General features: G+C 66.4%; 16 protein-coding genes. 11 read left to right on the top strand and 5 right to left on the bottom strand.

Annotation, left to right across the window (positions count from 1 at the left end; genetic code table 11):
- Window positions 1-26 precede the first annotated feature (26 nt).
- Window positions 27-1,823 carry a glycoside hydrolase family 15 protein gene (locus P0Y43_RS09250; RefSeq protein WP_275636992.1) on the top strand — a complete coding sequence of 599 codons (1,797 nt, stop codon included), beginning with the start codon at window positions 27-29 and terminating at the stop codon, window positions 1,821-1,823.
- 81 nt (window positions 1,824-1,904) lie between these two features.
- Entirely contained in the window at window positions 1,905-2,525 is a 621-nt protein-coding gene (locus P0Y43_RS09245; RefSeq protein WP_275636991.1) for a TetR/AcrR family transcriptional regulator, read from the top strand.
- 47 nt (window positions 2,526-2,572) lie between these two features.
- On the opposite strand, the gene preA is transcribed toward P0Y43_RS09245, so the two are convergent.
- The 3 genes from preA to hydA form a co-directional block, all read right to left on the bottom strand.
- Window positions 2,573-3,847, bottom strand: a complete 1,275-nt coding sequence (gene preA, locus P0Y43_RS09240; protein ID WP_275636990.1) for an NAD-dependent dihydropyrimidine dehydrogenase subunit PreA — start codon at window positions 3,845-3,847, stop codon at window positions 2,573-2,575.
- On the bottom strand, window positions 3,848-5,215 hold the full coding sequence (locus P0Y43_RS09235; RefSeq protein ID WP_275636989.1) for an NAD(P)-dependent oxidoreductase: 1,368 nt from the start codon (window positions 5,213-5,215) through the stop codon (window positions 3,848-3,850). It abuts the gene before it with no gap.
- A 167-nt stretch (window positions 5,216-5,382) separates the two neighbouring features.
- The gene (gene hydA, locus P0Y43_RS09230; protein ID WP_275636988.1) at window positions 5,383-6,822 is read right to left on the bottom strand and encodes a dihydropyrimidinase; all 1,440 of its coding nucleotides are present in this window, start codon (window positions 6,820-6,822) and stop codon (window positions 5,383-5,385) included.
- Window positions 6,823-7,415: 593 nt separating this feature from the next.
- On the opposite strand from hydA, the gene P0Y43_RS09225 reads away from it, so the two are divergent.
- The 3 genes from P0Y43_RS09225 (at window position 7,416) to P0Y43_RS09215 (ending at window position 11,490) form a co-directional block, all read left to right on the top strand.
- Complete coding sequence (locus P0Y43_RS09225; protein ID WP_275636987.1) at window positions 7,416-8,906, top strand: NCS1 family nucleobase:cation symporter-1; 1,491 nt, start codon at window positions 7,416-7,418, stop codon at window positions 8,904-8,906.
- Window positions 8,907-9,020: 114 nt separating this feature from the next.
- Window positions 9,021-10,304, top strand: coding sequence for a Zn-dependent hydrolase (locus tag P0Y43_RS09220; RefSeq protein ID WP_275636986.1), 1,284 nt, complete (start codon window positions 9,021-9,023; stop codon window positions 10,302-10,304).
- A gap of 169 nt (window positions 10,305-10,473) precedes the next feature.
- On the top strand, window positions 10,474-11,490 hold the full coding sequence (locus tag P0Y43_RS09215; protein ID WP_275636985.1) for a transporter: 1,017 nt from the start codon (window positions 10,474-10,476) through the stop codon (window positions 11,488-11,490).
- Between the two features lie 58 nt (window positions 11,491-11,548).
- On the opposite strand, the gene sodC is transcribed toward P0Y43_RS09215, so the two are convergent.
- Complete coding sequence (gene sodC, locus P0Y43_RS09210) at window positions 11,549-12,067, bottom strand: superoxide dismutase [Cu-Zn] SodC (RefSeq protein WP_275636984.1); 519 nt, start codon at window positions 12,065-12,067, stop codon at window positions 11,549-11,551.
- Between the two features lie 347 nt (window positions 12,068-12,414).
- Window positions 12,415-12,960 carry an RNA polymerase sigma factor gene (locus P0Y43_RS09205; protein ID WP_275636983.1) on the bottom strand — a complete coding sequence of 182 codons (546 nt, stop codon included), beginning with the start codon at window positions 12,958-12,960 and terminating at the stop codon, window positions 12,415-12,417.
- 342 nt (window positions 12,961-13,302) lie between these two features.
- On the opposite strand from P0Y43_RS09205, the gene P0Y43_RS09200 reads away from it, so the two are divergent.
- The 6 genes from P0Y43_RS09200 (at window position 13,303) to P0Y43_RS09175 (ending at window position 19,179) form a co-directional block, all read left to right on the top strand.
- Complete coding sequence (locus P0Y43_RS09200; RefSeq protein WP_275636982.1) at window positions 13,303-14,256, top strand: anti-sigma factor; 954 nt, start codon at window positions 13,303-13,305, stop codon at window positions 14,254-14,256.
- A gap of 41 nt (window positions 14,257-14,297) precedes the next feature.
- Complete coding sequence (locus P0Y43_RS09195) at window positions 14,298-15,338, top strand: catalase family peroxidase (RefSeq protein WP_275636981.1); 1,041 nt, start codon at window positions 14,298-14,300, stop codon at window positions 15,336-15,338.
- A gap of 154 nt (window positions 15,339-15,492) precedes the next feature.
- On the top strand, window positions 15,493-16,509 hold the full coding sequence (gene tssA, locus P0Y43_RS09190; protein WP_275636980.1) for a type VI secretion system protein TssA: 1,017 nt from the start codon (window positions 15,493-15,495) through the stop codon (window positions 16,507-16,509).
- 39 nt (window positions 16,510-16,548) lie between these two features.
- Complete coding sequence (gene tssB, locus P0Y43_RS09185) at window positions 16,549-17,058, top strand: type VI secretion system contractile sheath small subunit (RefSeq protein ID WP_275636979.1); 510 nt, start codon at window positions 16,549-16,551, stop codon at window positions 17,056-17,058.
- Between the two features lie 91 nt (window positions 17,059-17,149).
- A complete protein-coding gene (gene tssC / locus P0Y43_RS09180; protein ID WP_275636978.1) occupies window positions 17,150-18,646 on the top strand; it encodes a type VI secretion system contractile sheath large subunit in 1,497 nt (498 codons plus the stop codon).
- Between the two features lie 50 nt (window positions 18,647-18,696).
- Window positions 18,697-19,179, top strand: coding sequence for a type VI secretion system tube protein Hcp (locus tag P0Y43_RS09175; protein ID WP_275636977.1), 483 nt, complete (start codon window positions 18,697-18,699; stop codon window positions 19,177-19,179).
- Window positions 19,180-19,208: the final 29 nt, after the last annotated feature.

Genomic DNA, 19,208 nt, shown 5'->3' with positions numbered 1-19,208 from the left:
GCGGTGTTCGCAAAAAAGGAGCCTCAATGCCCGCTCGAATCGAAGACTACGCCCTGCTCGGCAACTGCCGCAGCGCCGCCCTGGTCAGCCGCGACGGCTCCCTCGACTGGCTGTGCCTGCCACGCTTCGACGCCCCGGCGGTGTTCGCCGCACTGCTGGGCAACGAGGAAAACGGCCGTTGGCGCCTGGCCCCTTGCGACCCGATCGAACACACCCAGCGCCGCTACCTCGACGACACCCTGGTGCTGGAAACCACCTGGGCCACTGCCCATGGCCGGGCCCGCGTGCTCGACTGCATGCCGCTGGGCGAACCCAATGCGGTGCTGCGCATCGTCGAGGGCCTGGCCGGCGAGACCGCGTTCGAGATGGACCTGGTGCTGCGCTTCGACTATGGCCGCAGCGTGCCCTGGGTGGAAAAAACCGCCCCCCTGACGTTGAGCGCCGTGGCCGGTCCCGACCGCTTGATCCTCGACAGCACCGTGGCCTTGCATGCCCGCGATCACCACAGCGTCTGCCGCTTTCGCCTGCGCGCCGGGGAGCGCCAGGTGTTCGCCCTGCGCCACCAACCCTCGCACCTGCCCGACCAGCCCGGCTTCGATGCCGACCAGGCGCTGTCGCACACCCTGGAACAGTGGCAGGCCTTCGCCGCCCGTTGTCCGGATGTCGGCCCCTACAGCGACCTGGTCCGCCGCTCCCTGCTGACGCTCAAGGCGCTCACCTACGCCCCCACCGGCGGCATCGTCGCCGCCGCCACTACCTCGTTGCCCGAGCGCCTGGGCGGCGAGCGCAACTGGGACTACCGCTACTGCTGGCTGCGCGACGCCACCATGACCTTGCTGGCGTTCATGAACCTGGGCTATTTCGACGAGGCCCAGGCCTGGCGCGAATGGCTGCTGCGCTCGGTGGCCGGCAACCCCGAGCAGATGCAGATCATGTACGGCCTGGCCGGCGAGCGCGACTTGCAGGAGTACACCCTGCCGTGGCTGGCCGGCTACGAGCAGTCGCGCCCGGTGCGGGTCGGCAACGCCGCCTCCGAGCAGCGTCAGCTGGACATCTATGGCGAGGTCGCCGACGCCATGACCCAGGCGATCAAGGGCGGCCTGCCGCGCCACCCGCGCAGCTCGGCGATCGCCCGGCTGATCATGCCGTATGTCGAACGCATCTGGCGTGAGCCGGACGAAGGCATTTGGGAGGTGCGCGGCGGGCGCCAGCATTTCGTGCATTCCAAGGTCATGGCCTGGGTGGCCTTCGACCGTGCCGCAAGCCTGGCCGAGACCACCGAGGAAGACCGCGAGCGCGGGCGCCACTACCGACGGGTGGCCGACGAAATTCACGCCGACGTGTGCGCCCAGGGCCTGGATGCGAGCGGCCGTTTCTTCGTCCAGGCTTATGGCTCGCGTGAACTGGATGCCAGCCTGCTGCACATTGCCTTGACCGGCTTCCTGCCCGCTGACGACCCCCGTTTTCTGCGCACGTTGGAACAGGTCGAGCAACGCCTGCTGCGCAACGGCCTGCTGCTGCGCTACGACAGCGATCGCTGCAGCGATGGCCTGACGCCGGGGGAGGGCACGTTCCTGGTGTGTTCGTTCTGGCTGGCGGACGTGTACGTGCTGCTCGGTCGGCAGGGCGAGGCCCAGGCGCTGTACGCGCGCCTGGCCGGGCTATGCAATGACGTGGGCCTGCTGGCCGAGCAGTACGACCCCGCCGGGCAGCGCATGCTGGGGAATTTCCCGCAGGCGTTCAGCCATATCGGCATCATCAATACCGCGTTGAATTTGCATCGGGCGCAGTGCCCGGTGCGTGATCGGGCGAGTTGTGCCTGAGCGCAGGGCCCTATCGCGGGGCCAGCACCGCCCTCGCAAAACTGTTAGCCTTGACCGGTTCCTCCCGCTTTCGGACCGCCCATGGCCAACCACAAGATCGAGATCCGCCGGCGCAACGTCGAGAAAATCCTCGTGGCCGCCGAGCAACTGTTCGCCGAGAAAGGCTTCGCCGCCACCTCCATGGGTGACATCGCCGAACAGGCCGAATTGCCGCGCTCCAACCTGCACTACTACTTCAGCACCAAGGACGACCTCTACCGCGCCGTGCTTCAGGACCTGCTCGAGGTCTGGAAGCAGGACGCCCTGTGCTTCGAGCGCTTCGACGACCCGCGCGTGGTGCTGACCAGCTACATCCGCGCCAAGATGGGCCATTCGCGCTCGCGCCCGCTGGGTTCGAAGATCTGGGCCGAAGAGATGCTGCACGGCGCGCCGCTGCTCGGCGCGAGCCTGGACGACAGCCTGGTGCCGTGGGCGCAACTCAAGGAGGCGAAGATCCGTCGCTGGGTGGAGGAGGGGCGCATCCTCGCGGTGGAGCCTTCGGCGCTGCTGTACATGATCTGGGCCTCGACCCAGCATTACGCGGATTTCGGTTACCAGGTGCAGGTGCTCAATGCCGGGGAGCCGTTGTCGGACATGGCGTTCGAGAAGGCGGTGCAGACGGTGACCGAGGTGATACTGCGGGGGATTGGGCTGGAGCCTTGAGGGGACTGTGCCGGCCCTGTCGCGGAGCCGGCACTGACGCCGCCTTATCAACTGGCCTCGCGATAGGGGTTACGCGGGTCCTGCGTCCAATTCAGATACGGCTTGCCGGTATCCTGCGCGACCATCTCGATGCAATCCTCCACCGGGCACGTGATCTGGCACAGGTTGCAACCCACGCATTCCTCCTCGATCACGCTGTAGGCATGGTTGCCGTCGGCCTTGGGCGTGCTGGCGATGGCCTGGTGCGAGGTGTCCTCGCAGGCGATATGGCAGCGCCCACAGCCGATGCAGGCGTCCTGGTCGATGCGCGCCACCGACTTGTAGTTGATGTCCAGGTACTTCCAGTCGGTGGTGTGCCCCACTGCCTGGCCACGGAACGCCTCCAGGTTCGCGTGCCCATGCTGGTCCATCCAGCGCGCCAGGCCGTCCTTCATGTCCTCGACGATACGAAAGCCATGCAGCATCGCCGCCGTGCACACCTGCACCGCGCCGCTGCCCAGGGCGATGAACTCGGCGGCGTCGCGCCAACTGCCGATACCGCCAATGCCGCAGATTGGCAACCCGCGTGTTTCCGGGTCGCGGGCGATCTCGGCGACCATGTTCAGGGCGATCGGCTTGACCGCCGAGCCGCAGTAGCCGCCGTGGGTGCTCTGGTCGCCGACGATCGGGTGGGCGACCATGCGGTCCAGGTCGACGCTGGTGATCGAGTTGATGGTGTTGATCAGCGACACCGCGTCGGCCCCGCCTCGGTGCGCGGCGCGCGCCGACTGGCGGATGTCGGTGATGTTCGGGGTGAGCTTGACGATCACCGGCAGCGAGCAGTGCGTCTTGCACCAGCGGGTGACCATCTCCACGTACTCCGGCACCTGGCCGACCGCCGCGCCCATGCCGCGTTCGGGCATGCCGTGCGGGCAGCCGAAGTTCAGCTCGATGCCGTCGGCGCCGGTGGCTTCGACCAGCGGCAGGATGAACTTCCATGACTCCTCCACGCACGGCACCATCAGCGACACCACCAGCGCGCGGTCGGGCCAGTCCTTCTTCACCTGGGTGATTTCGCGCAGGTTGATTTCCAGCGAGCGGTCGGTGATCAGCTCGATGTTGTTGATGCCCTGCACCGTGCGGTTGGCGCCGTAGTGCGCCGAGTAGCGCGACGACACGTTGACTGCGGCAGGGTCTTCACCGAGGGTTTTCCAGACCACGCCACCCCAGCCGGCCTCGAAGGCGCGGACCACGTTGTAGGCCTTGTCGGTCGGCGGCGCGGAGGCCAGCCAGAAGGGGTTGGGCGCCTTGATGCCGGCGAATTCGATGGACAAGTCGGCCATTTACGCAGCCTCCACGTTGAGCATGAGTTGGGCATGGATGGCTTCGGCGGCCAGCTTGCCGTGTTGCACGGCCTGGACGGTGAGGTCCTGGCCCAGCGCGGTGCAGTCGCCGCCGGCGTACACGCCAGGCAGGCTGGTGCGCATCTGCGCATCGACACGGATGCGCTCGCCGTCGCGGGCCAGTTGCGTGGCCTGCGGGTCGCTGAGGCTGGCGTCGTCGAAGCATTGGCCAATGGCCTTGAAGATCGCGTCGGCGGCCAGTTCGAAGGCCTCGGCGGTGTCGCACAGGCGGCCGTCGCGCAGTTCGGTGCGCACGAAGCGCATCCCCCTCACGCAGCCGTGGTCATCCAGCAGCACCGCGTCGGGGCGCGCCCAGGTGTGCAGGCGTACCTGGTTGGCCTTGGCGATGTCCTGCTCGTGGCCGGTGGCGCCCATGTCGGCCGGGCCGCGGCGGTACACCAGGTTGACGTCGCGCGCGCCCAGGCGGCTCATCTGCACGGCCATGTCGATGGCGGTGTTGCCCGCGCCGAGCACCAGGCAGCGGTCGGCCAGCGGCAGTTGGCTGAGGTCATCGGCCTGGCGCAGTTCGCGGATGTACTGCGTGGCGGCCAGCAAGCCGGGGGCTTCTTCGTCGGCCAGGCCCAGTTGGCGCACGGCGTTCAGGCCCAGGCCGAGGAACACCGCGTCGTACTGCTCGCGCAGTTCGGCCAGGCTCAGGTTGGCGCCCAGGCGCTGACCGTGGCGGATCTCGATGCCGCCGATACCCAGTAGGAACTCCACCTCGCGTTGGGCGTAGTCGTCCACCAGCTTGTAGCGGGCGATGCCGTATTCGTTGAGGCCGCCGGCTTTTTCACTGGCCTCGAAGATCACCACGTCATGCCCGTGCAGCGCCAGGCGGTGGGCGCAGGACAGCCCGGCGGGGCCGGCGCCGACCACGGCGATGCGCTTGCCAGTGGCGGGCGAGCGCTGGAAGGGGTGTTCGCTGAAGTGGGCGTTGTCCAGGGCGTAGCGTTGCAACTGGCCGATCAGCACCGGTGCGCACTCCTGGGCGTTGTTGCGCACGCAGGCCTGCTGGCAGAGGATCTCGGTGGGGCAGACGCGGGCGCAACTGCCGCCGAGGATGTTCGCCGAGAGGATGCGTTCGGCGGCGCCTTGCAGGTTTTCGTCGCTGATGCGGTGGATGAAGGACGGGATGTCGATCTCGCTGGGGCAGGCGTTGACGCAGGGGGCGTCGTAGCAGTACAGGCAGCGCGCGCTTTCCACGGCGGCCTGGCGCGCGGTCAGCGGCGGGGCGAGGTCGGTGAAGGCTTGGTTCAGTTGGTCGCTGCCGGCGCGGGGGCGCGGCAGGTGCTTCAGGGCGTCGATCACGGTTGTAGCCTCTCTCTTTTTATTGGATGGGCGAGGGGAGTCGCGCGTCCGTTCAGGGGATGGCAGTCAACTTCGGTTGGGGCTGTTCTGGGGCTGCATCGCAGCCCATCGCGGGGCAAGCCCGCTCCGCCAGGAGGTGTGGGCTTGCCCCTGCCTCTCTGGGCTTTTCAGCGGTTGACCGGGGTGGGCCGCTGCAGCTCGGCGCGTCGACCCAGCACCTCGTACACCGAGGGGTAGGGTGGGCGCTCCACGTAGCGACCCGCGCCTGGCTCGGCGCGCAGGTCGCCATCGGCCCAGAGCACCCGGCCCTGGCTGATGGTGTGGCTGGGGATGCCGCGCACGGTGCGGCCTTCGAAGATGTTGAAATCGACCCGCTGGTGGTGGGTCTGCGCCGAGATCGTGCGGCTGCCTTGCGGGTCCCATAGCACCAGATCGGCGTCTGCGCCGACGCGGATCGCGCCCTTGCGCGGGAACAGGTTGAAGATCTTCGCGGTGTTGGTGGAAGTCAGCGCGACGAACTCATGCATCGACAGACGACCGCTGTTGACCCCCGCGTCCCACAGCACCGCCATGCGGTCCTCAATGCCGGCAGTGCCGTTGGGGATGCGGCTGAAGTCGTTGCGGCCCATGGCCTTCTGCTCGGCGCAGAAACAGCAGTGGTCGGTGGCGGTGGTGTGCAGGCTGCCCGATTGCAGGCCGCGCCACAGGGCTTCCTGGTGCTCGCGCGGGCGGAACGGCGGGCTCATCACGTGGCCGGCGGCGGTGGCCCAGTCGGGGTGGCGGTAGACGCTGTCGTCGATCAACAGGTGGCCCGGCAGCACCTCGCCGTACACCGGTTGACCCTTGGCCCGGGCATAGGTGATCTCGTCCAGCGCCTCTTGGCTGGACACATGCACCAGGTACAGCGGCGTGCCCAGCGTTTCGGCGATGCGGATGGCACGGCTGGCGGCCTCGCCCTCGACCTGCGAGGGGCGCGACAACGGGTGCGCCTCGGGGCCGGTGATGCCTTGGGCCAGCAGCTTTTGCTGGAGGTGGTAGACCAGCTCGCCATTCTCCGCATGCACGGTGGGCACCGCGCCCAGTTGCAGGCAGCGCTCGAAGCTGGCCACCAGGGTGTCGTCGGCGGCCATGATCGCGTGCTTGTAGGCCATGAAGTGCTTGAAGCTGTTCACGCCGTGCTGCGCCACCAGCTCGCCCATCTCTGCGGCGACCTGCTCGCTCCACCAGGTGATGGCGACGTGGAAGCCATAGTCGGCGGCAGACTTCTGCGCCCAGCCGCGCCAGGTGTGGAAGGCTTCGAGCAGCGACTGCTGCGGGTTGGGGATGACGAAGTCGATGATCGAGGTGGTGCCCCCGGCGAGGCCGGCGGCGGTGCCGCTGAAGAAGTCCTCGCTGGCCACCGTGCCCATGAACGGCAGTTGCATGTGGGTGTGCGGGTCGATGCCGCCAGGCATCAGGTACTGCCCGCTGCCGTCGAGCACTTCACAGTCGGTGGGGGCTTCGAGGTCTTTGCCGATGGCGCGGATCAAGCCGTCGGCACACAGGACATCGGCGGGGTAGCTCTCTTCGTGGGTGATCACGGTGGCGCCACGGATCAACAGGGACATGCCGTTTTCCTCGCAGGCTGACCGGTCTTGGCCGGTTCTTGAAATTGTCGTGTGTCAGCGGCTGGCGGTGGGAAAGGCTAATCCTGTCAGTGCTGACAAGATTGGAATTTAGTAGCGGATCCTGCATTCGGCAAGAAAATTTTTCATGAGCTTATAACTTATTTAACTTATTGAAAAATAAGAATTTAATCTGAATTTCACCAAAATGGTGAGGCCTTTCACCATTTTGACGCACTTGACAAGAAGCCAAATTGGTCAAGATTTTCCATGCAAAATCAGCCGTTTGAAACCGGGTGTCGAGGCGCCGGCCGCGCCGTGGAAAAAACCGGTTGCACCAGATTGACACCTGAAGCGGGCCAGGGCCGGCCCGAAGCGGCGAGATCGACCGGCGCAGGCACCGGCGTGCCGTCGCCTGTGCGCCATGAATGCCTTGCGGATCAGTGAATTACCTCCGACCGGTGGCAAGCCGGCACGTTTGTTGAGTGCCGCCCAGCCGCCAGGCCGAGCCGGAGGTGCAGTACTGGTGAAGTGTGTCTCCGGCCATCGCATTAGCCCGATGAGCGAACAACTAAAAGAAATCTGGAGAAGGCCCCATGCAACAGAGCAGATCGCAAGTGATCGAGCAGGATGGCCTGTTCGAGCTGTCGGCGGGCAGTGACGTGCTCGACAGCCCGCGCTACAACCACGACATCGCACCCACCCAGGTGCACCAGCGCACCTGGAACAAGTGGCACATCACCGCCTTGTGGGTGGGGATGTCCATCTGCGTGCCCACCTACACCCTGGGCGGGGTACTCACCGCCTACTTCGGCCTGAGCGTCGGCGAGGCGCTGCTGGCGATTCTGCTGGCCAACCTGATCGTGTTGATCCCGCTGACCCTCAATGCCTTCCCCGGTACCCAGTACGGCATTCCGTTCCCGGTGCTGCTGCGCTCCTCGTTCGGCATCCTTGGCTCTAACGTGCCGTGCCTGATCCGCGCGGTGGTGGCCTGTGGCTGGTTCGGCATCCAGACGATGTTCGGCGGGCTGGCCATCCACCTGTTCCTCGGCTCGCTGTCGGCGGACTGGAAGGCGCTGGGGGGCACCGGCGAGGTGATCGGCTTCATGATTTTCTGGGCACTCAACCTGTGGGTGGTGCTGCGCGGCGCCGAGTCGATCAAGTGGCTGGAGACGCTGTCGGCGCCGCTGCTGGTGGCGGTGGGCGTCGGCCTGTTGTTCTGGGCGTTGCCGCACATGTCGATGACCGAGCTGCTGGCCCAGCCGCCCAAGCGCCCGGAAGGGGCCAGCGTGGTCGGCTACTTCTGCGCCGGGCTCACGGCGATGGTCGGCTTCTGGGCCACGTTGTCGTTGAATATCCCGGACTTCAGCCGCTATGCGCGCAGCCAGAAGGACCAGATCCTCGGGCAGATCTTCGGCTTGCCGCTGACCATGTTCCTGTTCGCGTCCCTGGGGGTGATCATGACCGCCGCCTCGGCCTCGCTGGTGGGCGAGACGGTGTCCGACCCGGTGAGCCTGATCGGCAAGATCCACAGCCCGGTGTGGGTGGCGCTGGCCATGGCGTTGATCGTCATCGCCACGCTGTCGACCAACACGGCGGCGAATATCGTTTCGCCGACCAACGACTTCCAGAACATCGCCCCGCGCCTGATCGGCCGCAGCCGCGCGGTGTGGCTGACCGGTTTCATCGGCCTGGCGTTGATGAGCCATGAGCTGTTCAAGAAACTGGGGTGGATCGTCTCGGACTTGAGCTTGGAGAGTGTGTATTCCAACTGGCTGCTGGGCTACTCGAGCCTGCTCGGGCCGATCGCCGGGATCATGGTGGTGGACTACTTCCTGGTCCGCCGCCAGCGCCTGGACCTGGCCGGGCTGTATCGCGACGACGTGTACCCGGCATGGAACTGGGCGGGCTTCGCCGCGTTCGTGGTGCCGGTGACGCTGACCGTGCTGGCGATCGGCAACAGCAGTTTCAGCTGGTTCTACGACTATGGCTGGTTCACCGGTTCACTGCTGGGCGGGGGGCTGTACTACGCCCTGGGCGGCCTGGCGGTGCGTGGGCCGGCGCGCTTGGCCAAGCCGGCGCCCTGAAGGCGTGGCGGCCTCATCGCGGGGCAAGCCCGCTCCCACAGGTACAGCGTGTGGGCGCGGGCTTGCGCCACTCCAGCGAAATCAGCAGAACAAAAAATGCCTGAGGAGATACCCATGACCCATGCCAAGGAAGTCCTGCACAGCACCGCCTCGCACATCGACAGCGCCCGCCTGTGGCAATCGCTGATGGACCTCGCCCGCCTGGGCGCCACGCCCAAGGGCGGGGTCTGTCGCCTGGCCCTGACCGACCTTGACCGCCAGGCCCGCGACCTGTTCGTGCAATGGTGCGAAGCCGCCGGCTGCACCGTCAGCATCGACGCCATCGGCAACCTCTTCGCCCGTCGCCCAGGCCGCAACCCCAACCTGCCGCCGGTGATGACCGGCAGCCACATCGACACCCAGCCCACTGGCGGCAAGTTCGACGGTTGCTTCGGCGTGATGGCCGGCCTGGAGGTGATCCGCACCCTTAACGACCTGGGCGTGGAAACCGAGGCGCCGCTGGAGGTGGTGGTGTGGACCAATGAGGAAGGCTCGCGCTTCCCGCCGTGCATGATGGGGTCTGGGGTGTTCGCCGGCAAGTTCACCCTCGAAGACACCCTGGCCAAGCGCGATGCCGAAGGTGTCAGCGTCGGCGAGGCGCTGAACGGCATCGGCTACGCCGGCCCGCGCGTGCCCACCGGGCATGCGGTGGGCGCCTACTTCGAGGCGCACATCGAGCAGGGGCCGATCCTCGAAGACCAGGGCAAGACCATCGGCGTGGTGCTCGGCGCCCTGGGACAGAAATGGTTCGACCTGACCCTGCGCGGCGTCGAGGCCCACGCCGGCCCCACGCCGATGCACCTGCGCAAGGATGCCTTGGTTGGCGCCGCGGCGGTGGTCGAGGCGGTCAACCGCACGGCCCACGGCCACCAGCCGCATGCCTGCGGCACGGTCGGCTGCCTGCAAGCCTACCCCGGTTCGCGCAACGTGATCCCGGGCGAGGTGCGCATGACCCTGGATTTTCGTCACCTGCAGGGCGAGCGGCTGGACGCGATGATCGCCGAGGTGCGCGGGGTGATCGACAGCACCTGCGCCAAGCACGGGCTGAGCTTCGAGCTGACGCCGACGGCGGACTTCCCGGCGCTGTACTTCGACCCCGGTTGCGTCGATGCCGTGCGCGACGCCGCCCAGGCGCTGGGCCTGTCGCACATGGACATCGTCAGCGGGGCAGGGCATGACGCGATCTTCCTGGCCGAGCTGGGGCCGGCGGGGATGATCTTCGTGCCGTGCGAGAACGGCATCAGCCACAACGAAATCGAGAACGCCACGCCGCAGGACCTGGCGGCCGGGTGTGCGGTGCTGTTGCGGGCGATGCTGGCGGCGTCGCAGGCGATCGCCGAGGGGCGCTTGGCGGCCTGAGGCTGTATCGCGAGGCAAGCCCGCTCCTACAAGGACTGCGCCGTCCCCTGTAGGCGCGGGCTTGCCCCGCGATCGGGCCGGTGAAGATGAACAAATCCAAGGCGTAACCAAGCTGTCATATCCGTTTCTCTAAGATGGCGGATCCCTCCAACAGCGCCCAGGTCACACCTTGCCCACCCCCTCAGAACGCCCCCACGACGCCGACCTGCACGGCCTGCTCTACGGCTTCGTGTTCCGCCCTGGCGCCCCTGGCCAGGAAGTCGACTCGACCCAGGCCCTCGAACGGCTGGTCGAGCCCGGCGTCGAAGGCGAATTCATGTGGCTGCACCTGAACCTCGCGCATGCCGCCTGCGAACGCTGGATGAAAAGCCACCTCGACCTGCCCGAGACCTTCTTCGAAACCCTGCGCGAAGGTTCGCGCTCCACGCGCATCGAGCACACCGACTCGGCCTTGCTGGCGGTGGTCAACGACGTGGTCTTCAGCTTTGGCCTGGTGTCTTCGGACGTTTCCACCCTGTGGGTCTGCGCCCGCAGCCGCCTGCTGGTGAGCGTGCGCCTGCAGCCCTTGCAGTCGGTCGACACCCTGCGCTCGTCGGTCAAGCGCGGCGAGCGCTTCGACTCGACCCTGGAGCTGCTGGTGCACCTGCTGCGTGACCAGGGTGATCTGCTCACCCAGGTGGTGCGTGAAACCACCCTGAGCGTGGACCGCATCGAAGACCAGTTGCTGTCCCAGCGCCTGAGCGGCAACCGCGCCGAGCTCAGCACCCTGCGCCGGGTGTTGGTGCGCCTGCAACGGCTGCTGGCGTTGGAGCCCGGTTCGTTGCTGCGCCTGCTCAACCGCCCGCCGCAATGGCTGGGCGAACAGGACTTGCATCAGTTGCGTGCGTCCACCGAAGAGTTCGCGGTGATTATCAACGACCTCACCGCACTGGTTGAACGCATCAAGTTATTGCAAGAAGAAATGGCCGCGAAGTTGACCGAAGATAACAACCGCACCCTGTTTACCCTGACCGTGGTCACGGTGCTGGCGTTGCCGATCAATATCATCGCCGGCTTCTTTGGCATGAATGTCGGCGGTGTGCCATTGGCCGATGACCCCCATGGGTTCTGGGTATTGGTGGCGTTGGTCGTCACGTTCACGGTATTGGCGGGCCGCTGGGCATTTCGCAAACGCGGCGATTATTGATGACGGGCGATGGCGTCGGTAAACCCACCCACGCCATCCCCGGCCACTAGACGCGCCGTCAGATCACCCCGCACGCCACCCGCTCACCGCCACCGCCCAGGGGCATCGGCATGTCCGCATGGTTGTCGCCACCGGCATGGATCATCAGCGCATGCCCCTTGATCTCGTCGATTTTCTTCAGCCGCGGCGCCAGCACCGGGTAGCTGGCCGTGCCGTCGGCGCTCACGTAGATCGCCGGCAGGTCGCCCAGGTGGCCGTCGCCGTAGGGGCCCAGGTGCTTGCCGGTCTTGGCCGGGTCGAAATGCCCACCGGCAGCCAGCGCCGCGACCGGCTTGCCGTCCTTCATGCCCGGCGCGCAGCTGCCGTTCTCATGCACGTGGAAGCCGTGCACGCCCGCCGGCAGGGTGCTCAACTTGGGGGTGAAGACCAGCCCATAGGCCGACTCGCTGATGCTGACCTGGCCGATGGGCTGCGCTGCGCCGTCGGCGCCGACCAGGTTCATCGGCACATCGAGGGTGGCGGCGTGGGCGCCAAGGGACAGGGTGCCGAGCATGGCCAGCAAGAGATGACGTTTCATGTTTGCCTCTGCAATTCAATGACGGGGAAAGAGTCTTGGCGGGAACCGACAAGTTGTTCCGGCAGGGGCGAGAATAGGAAGGTGGGGCAGGGGCGTCCAACTAAAATTGATAATAAGAAAAAATAGAAAATTCTATGGAATAAACTGACGCGCTGAAGTGTTATGTGCGTCTTTTATTGGGGGAAGTGACGGATGATGAAATAACGGACGCCAACTAACAAGATGAGTTCCCTTCACTTGTAAAAATAGTGTGTTCGGCGCACTGTGTAGCCCATCATCGTTGGGAAGTTGCAAGAAACTACCCCTGGGGAGGGCGTATGCAGGTGCCTGGCAACACGCGCGAAACGTTAGGTGCGCAACAGATCGCGGCCAGGCGCCGAGGGCTTGGGGCTGTCGTTGAACAGGCTGCCAATCGTTTGCCTGGCGCGGGACAGTCGGCTCATCACCGTGCCGATAGGCACCTCCAGGATTTCAGCGGCTTCCTTGTAGCTGAAGCGCTCCACGGCCACCAGCAGCATCACTTCGCGCTGGCCGTCGGGCAGGCCGTTCACCGCCGTGAGGATTTGCTGGTGCATCAGGTCGGTTTCCGGGGTGGGCGCGGCCGGGTCGGTGACCGACTCGATGACGCTGTCGTTCCACTCCGAGCGCGAGCGGCTGCGCACGTTGCGCGAGCGCACTTCGTTGATCCAGGTGGTGTGGACGATGGCGAACATCCAGCTCAGCGGCGCGGTGTCCGGGCGCAGTTGGTGGGTGCGTTCGAGGGCGCGCACGCAGGCGAGCTGGACCAGGTCTTCGGCGTCGTGGCGGTCGCCCGAGAGGCGCAGGGCGAAGGCCCACAGGCGCGGCAACATGCCAGGGAGCAGTGCAGGGAGGTCGGCACCGGTGATCGACATAGTTCCTCGTTCTTGTGCTGAAATGGACTGGAAGTCAGTTGCTTCTCATGCGGCCGCCGTACGCTCCGGCTGGCGGATTCCTTCGCATGTCTTGGACTTCATTGTCGCTGAGCCGATACACTGCGCGGATTGTGCCACCACCTACGATAAAAACCTATCCGGGTGTACGTCATAATCGATTTATACTGCCTTGCGGGTCGCAGTTGCCGACTTGTCAATGCAAAGTAAAGCTGCTTGCGACCGTTTAAGTGATATTAATATGATGGCGAGCCGAATACCCATTCGCTCGCGGGCCGGCCCACAAGGCCGCAACGCTGTGTCGTAACAGAAGTGCGAAGTACCATGAATAACGGAGACCGGGAATTGACCACCACCGTCGCGGATGATGCCCTGCTGATGGCCTACGTTGACGGCGAACTGTCGCCGCAACAGTGCGAGGAAATCGAGCAGCTCATGAACGCTTCGCCCGAAGTGGCCGAGCGTGTCGCGCTGTTGATGTCGTCTGCCCTGCCATATTCCGAGGCCTTCGCCCGCCAGGCGATCCCGCCGGTGCCCGACAGCCTGGTGCGCAACGTCGACGCGCTGATTGCCCAGCATGCCGCGGCTGCCGCCCCGGCACCCACGCGTGCGGCGGGTGAGCCCGAAAGCCTGTTGACCCGCTTGTTCGGCCGTCCGAAGTTCGGTTGGCTGGCGGTGGCCTTCGCCACCGGGGCGACCTGCTACGGCCTGGTGCTGCAAGCCGGTTTCATCGGCGGCGCGCTGAACACCGACAACACCCTGCAACAGGCCCCCAGCGTGGCCCAGGTGCAGGCCTCGCCGTGGGTGATGCAAGCGGCCAGCTACCAGCAGTTGTACACCCGCGAGACGGTGAACTATGTCACCCCTGAAACCGACGACGTGCGCCAGACCATCGCCGATATCCGCCAGGTCGACGGCCTTGAGCTGCGCGTGCCGGACCTCAGTGCCGCCGGGCTGACCTTCAAGCGCGTGCAGCGCCTGCGCTTCAACAACAAGGCGCTGGTCCAGCTGGTGTACCTGCCCCAGCAAGGGGCCCCAGTGGCCCTGTGCGTGATGAAGGAGCCCAAGCCCGACCAGTCCATCGCCCAGCTGAAGGTTTCCGGCATGGATGTTGTGGTCTGGCGCCAGTCTCAGCTAGGCTACGCGCTGATCGGCGCACCGGACGGCGTCGACCTCAATGCCGTGGCCCGCTTGGTCGCGGACCGCAGTTCCGGCCAGTTGTACACGGCCAATGCCCGCTTGCCATCGCCGTTTTGGTTCGCCGATATCCGCCAATAAAGGACCCAGGGTACGGGCGACCGGATTCTTGGATCGCCTGAATGCCCGCACAGCACCGCCGTCGCGTCTTCCTCGCTGTTTTCCTGACCCTGTTCACGGGCCTTGCCTGCGCGCTGCTGATCGAGCGCAGCGGCTGGGCGGCGGCGCCGTCGTTGGCGTCTGCCGCTGGCGCCGCGCGGGTGGTCGATGCCTTCGAGGCGGTGGCCGGCCCGCAGCCAGGCTTTCGCCGCAACCACGCCAAGGGCATCTGCATCAGCGGGCGCTTCGACAGCAATGGCCGGGGGGCCGCGCTGGCGCGCACGGCGCTGCTGCGTGCCGGTAGCTACCCGGTGCTCGGGCGCTTCTCGGTGGTGGGCGGCAACCCGTCGGTCAACGACACCCACGGGCGCATGCGCAGCCTGGCCCTGGACCTGCGTGGCGGCGGGGAAACCTGGCGCATGGCGCTCAACTCCAGCCCGGTGTTCTTCGTGCGTACCCCCGAGGCGCTGCTGGAGCAGTTGCAGGCTTCGGCGCCGACCGCCGCAGACAGTGAGGCGCGCATCCAGCGTTTTCGCCGCAGCCACCCGGAGGTCCAGGCCTTCGAGGAATGGATGGCCACGCACCGGCCTTCTTCGGGGTTCGACAACGCGACGTATTTCAGCGTCAACGCGTTTCGCTTCAGCGATGCCGCCGGGCGTGAGCAGTGGGTGCGCTGGCGCCTGCAGCCGGAAACGCCCTATGCGCCGCTGAGCGATGAGCAGGTCGTGCAGAACGACCCCGACATGTTGTCGTATGGCGTGGTATCGCGCCTGGCCCAAGGGCCGCTGCGCTGGCACCTGATCCTCACCCCGGCGCTGCCGGGCGACCCGGTCAACGACGCGACGCAGTTGTGGACCCAGCCCGGCCACCAGGAGGTCGATGCCGGCGTGCTGGTGATCGATGCGCAGCAGCCGCAGATGGACGGCCCGTGCCGCGACATCGATTTCAACCCACTGATGCTGCCACCCGGCATCACGCCCTCGGACGACCCCCTGTTGCAGGCGCGCGCGGCGGCTTATGCCGAATCGCATCGGCGTCGGGTGCGGGAGATGACGGGGCAGTAGGCCACCGGTTGCGGCGCCTGTGGTGGCCCTGCGCCGGCTTGCCCCGCGATAGGGCCGCAACAGCCAACACAAAAAATAATTTCCCACCCCCCGGAATAATCCCCACCCCCCACCTGTTATCCCCTCAGAACACGCTTTCCGACGGGGTCTTCCGATGTACCTGAACCACCTGGCCGAACCGCTGGCCGCCGACGCCCCCTGTGGCGAAAGCCTGGAATACGACGCCGATTACCTGGCCCTCGAGGAAGAAGCCCAGGGCAAGCCGGAAGTCGAATACGGCAGCACCCTGACCCAGGCCACCGCCCCCGACTGGAAACGCGTGCACCAACTGGCCCTGGCCCTGGCCGCGCGCAGCCGTGACCTGCGCCTGGCCGCGCACCTGACCCGCGCCGAACTCAACCTCAACGGCTTCCCTGGCCTGGCCGCAGGGCTGGCCCTGATCGAAACCCTGCTCGCCGACCACTGGGCCCACCTGCACCCGCAATTGGACCCGGACGACGACCACGACCCGCAACTGCGCGTGAACACCCTGGCCAGCCTGTGCGAAGCCGCCGGCCTGCTGCACGACCTGCGCGCCACGCCCCTGGTCGACGCCGCGCCGCTGGGCCGTGTCAGCCTGCGCGACATCGACCTGGCCAACGGCGAGGCGAGCGCCACGTCCGACCTGGAAAGCCCGTCCCTGGCGATGATCGAGGCCGCTTTCCAGCAAGCCGGCCACGAGCGTCTCGCCGACACCCTGACAACCCTGGAGCACGCCTGGCGCAGCAGCCAACGCATCGAGTCGCTGCTCACCGAGCACGTCGGCTTCACCAGCGCCATCGACCTCAGCGCCTTGTCCTCGCTGCTGCGCCGCGCCGCCGAGGTGCTGCGCCAGCGCCTGCCGGCGACGCCCGCCGACACCGGGCAGGCCGCCACGCCCGAGGCACGCGCCGGCGTGGCCGCCCCGCGCGGCGAGATCGCCAGCCGCGAGGACGTGCGCCAAACCCTGGACCGGCTGTGCGCCTACTTCGCCGTGCACGAGCCCGGCAGCCCGGTGCCGCTGCTGTTGCAGCGCGCCCGCAAGCTGCTGGAGCTGAACTTCATCGAACTGCTGCAAGACCTGGCCCCCGATGGCCTGGCGCAGATGGCGATGGTCAGTGGCTTGCGCGACGCATCGCGCAGCGACGACTGATAACCGCAACCCCCGTTAACCCCGCACAGGAGCAGTCCCGTGGCAGAAAACAGCCAGAAGTTCATCGCCCGCAACCGCGCCCCCCGGGTGCAGATCGAATACGACGTGGAGATCTACGGCGCCGAGAAGACCGTGCAGTTGCCCTTCGTCATGGGCGTGTTCTCCGACCTTTCCGGCAAGCCCGCCGAGCCCTTGCCGCCGGTGGCCGAGCGCAAGTTCCTGGAGGTCGACGTCGACAACTTCGACGAGCGCCTCAAGTCGATGAAGCCGCGCGTGGCGTTCCAGGTGCCCAACACCCTCACCGGCGAGGGCAACCTGCCGGTGGAGATCACCTTCGAGAACATGGACGACTTCAGCCCCGGCGCCGTGGCGCGCAAGGTGCCGTCGCTGGACGCGCTGCTCACCGCACGCAACCAGTTGTCCAACCTGCTGACCTACATGGACGGCAAGGTCGGCGCCGAGGAGCTGCTCGCCCGCGTGCTCGCCGACCCTGCGCTGTTGCAGGCCCTGGGCAGCGCGCCGAAGCCGGCCGCCGACAGCCGCGACTGACCCCGACCCCCTGATCGACCCCTGACACCCGGCTGGGCCTTCGCGGCACCGGCAGGTAGACCCTTTTGCCCAAAAAACGAGGGATGCTGCAATGTCCACCCCACAAGCGCATGAGGCAACGGCCCCCGCAGCGGCCCGCGAAGTCGACCTGGATGACTTCGCCAGCCTCTTGCAGAAAGAGTTCAAGCCCAAGACCGACAAGGCCCGCGACGCCGTCGAGAACGCCGTGCGCACCCTTGCCGAGCAGGCCCTGCAAGGCACCCGGCTGATCGCCGGCGATGTGCTCGGCACGGTCGAAGGCATGATCGCCGAGCTCGACCGCAAGCTCTCCGAGCAGATCAACCACATCCTCCATCACGAGGAATTCCAGGGCGTGGAAAGCGCCTGGCGCGGCCTGCACTACCTGGTGAACAACACCGAGTCGGACGAGTCGCTGAAGATCCGCGTGATGAACATCTCCAAGGCCGAAGTGCACCGCACCCTGCGCAAGTTCAAGGGCGTGGCCTGGGACCAGAGCCCGCTCTTCAAGAAGCTCTACGAAGAGGAGTACGGGCAGTTCGGCGGCGAGCCGTATGGCGCGTTCGTCGCTGACTACTACTTCAACAACAGCGCCCCGGACGTCGAGCTGCTGAGCCAGATGGCCAAGGTCAGCGCCGCCGCCCACTGCCCGCTGATCACCGCCGCCGACCCCAGCGTGATGCTGATGGAGTCCTGGCAGGAACTGGCCAACCCGCGCGACCTGACCAAGATCTTCCAGACCCCCGAGCACGCCGCCTGGCGCAGCTTCCGCGCCTCGGAGGACTCGCGCTACGTGGGCCTGGCCATGCCGCGCTTCCTCGCCCGCGCGCCCTACGGCGCCAAGACCAACCCGGTGGAGGACTTCGACTTCGAGGAAACCACCGACGGCGCCGGCAGCAAGGACTTCACCTGGGCCAACGCCGCCTACGCCATGGCGGTGAACATCAACCGCTCGTTCAAGCACTACGGTTGGTGTTCGCAGATCCGCGGCATCGAGTCCGGTGGCGCGGTGGAAGGGCTGCCGGTGCACACCTTCCCGACCGATGACGGCGGCGTGGACATGACCTGCCCGACTGAAATCGCCATCAGCGACCGCCGTGAAGCGGAGCTGGCCAAGAACGGCTTCATGCCCCTGGTGCACAAGAAGAACAGCAACCTGGCGGCGTTCATCGGCGCGCAGTCGATGCACAAGCCCGCCGAGTACGACGACCCTGACGCCACCGCCAACGCCAACCTGGCCGCGCGCCTGCCGTACCTGTTCGCCACCTGCCGCTTCGCCCACTACTTGAAGTGCATCGTGCGCGACAAGATCGGCTCCTTCAAGGAACGCGCCGACATGCAGGTGTGGCTGAACAACTGGATCGGCCGCTACGTCGAGCACAACCCGGCCACCGCCACCGAGTCGGACAAGGCGCGCAAGCCGCTGGCCGGCGCCGAGGTGGTGGTCGAGGAGGTCGAGGGCAACCCCGGCTACTACCACTCCAAGTTCTACCTGCGCCCGCACTACCAGCTCGAAGGGCTGACCGTGTCGCTGCGCCTGGTTTCCAAGCTGCCGTCGGCCAAGACCTGACGGCGCGCGTTCCCCAGCACCCTCACTGACCCACCGAAAAGGTACAGACCATGATCCTGCTCAACTTCAACGGCAAGAAAATCAAAGGCACCTCGACTGTCTCCGGGCACACCGACTGGATCACCATCGACGCCCTGCAGATGGGCGTCGGCCGCGCCATCTCCACCAGTGGCGGCGGCGCCGACCGCGACACCAGCAACCCGTCGTTCTCGGAGATTTCCCTGACCAAGGCCACCGACCTGGCCTCCGCCGACCTGTTCATGGAAGCGGTGTGCGGCAAGAGCCTGGGCAAGGCCGAGATCCACTTCATCCAGACCGGCGGCGCCGAGAAGAAGGAGCAGGTGTTCCTCAAGCTTGAGCTCGAGGAAGCGATCATCAGCTCCTACTCGGCCAGCAGCAACGGCGAGCGCCCGAGCGAAACCTTCTCGATCAACTTCACCAAGATCAGCTACCAGTACGACTCCTTCAGCGGCGAGAAGATCACCACCGGCACGCCGAAGAAGTGGGACCTGGAAGCCAACGCCAAGATCTGACCTGGCCCCGCGGCCGGGCCGGCGCCCAG

The organism is Pseudomonas entomophila (assembly GCF_029193575.1).
Classification (GTDB): Bacteria; Pseudomonadota; Gammaproteobacteria; order Pseudomonadales; family Pseudomonadaceae; genus Aquipseudomonas; species Aquipseudomonas entomophila_G.
This window is presented reverse-complemented; position numbering and strand designations above follow the sequence as displayed.

Bases quoted from the DNA above. Each gene is read 5' to 3' on its own strand.
- P0Y43_RS09250 (WP_275636992.1), top strand. From the start codon at position 27: ATGCCCGCTCGAATCGAAGACTACGCCCTGCTCGGCAACTGCCGCAGC.
- P0Y43_RS09245 (WP_275636991.1), top strand. From the start codon at position 1,905: ATGGCCAACCACAAGATCGAGATCCGCCGGCGCAACGTCGAGAAAATC.
- preA (WP_275636990.1), bottom strand. From the start codon at position 3,847: ATGGCCGACTTGTCCATCGAATTCGCCGGCATCAAGGCGCCCAACCCC.
- hydA (WP_275636988.1), bottom strand. From the start codon at position 6,822: ATGTCCCTGTTGATCCGTGGCGCCACCGTGATCACCCACGAAGAGAGC.
- P0Y43_RS09225 (WP_275636987.1), top strand. From the start codon at position 7,416: ATGCAACAGAGCAGATCGCAAGTGATCGAGCAGGATGGCCTGTTCGAG.
- P0Y43_RS09220 (WP_275636986.1), top strand. From the start codon at position 9,021: ATGACCCATGCCAAGGAAGTCCTGCACAGCACCGCCTCGCACATCGAC.
- sodC (WP_275636984.1), bottom strand. From the start codon at position 12,067: ATGAAACGTCATCTCTTGCTGGCCATGCTCGGCACCCTGTCCCTTGGC.
- P0Y43_RS09205 (WP_275636983.1), bottom strand. From the start codon at position 12,960: ATGTCGATCACCGGTGCCGACCTCCCTGCACTGCTCCCTGGCATGTTG.
- P0Y43_RS09200 (WP_275636982.1), top strand. From the start codon at position 13,303: ATGAATAACGGAGACCGGGAATTGACCACCACCGTCGCGGATGATGCC.
- P0Y43_RS09195 (WP_275636981.1), top strand. From the start codon at position 14,298: ATGCCCGCACAGCACCGCCGTCGCGTCTTCCTCGCTGTTTTCCTGACC.
- tssA (WP_275636980.1), top strand. From the start codon at position 15,493: ATGTACCTGAACCACCTGGCCGAACCGCTGGCCGCCGACGCCCCCTGT.
- tssC (WP_275636978.1), top strand. From the start codon at position 17,150: ATGTCCACCCCACAAGCGCATGAGGCAACGGCCCCCGCAGCGGCCCGC.
- P0Y43_RS09175 (WP_275636977.1), top strand. From the start codon at position 18,697: ATGATCCTGCTCAACTTCAACGGCAAGAAAATCAAAGGCACCTCGACT.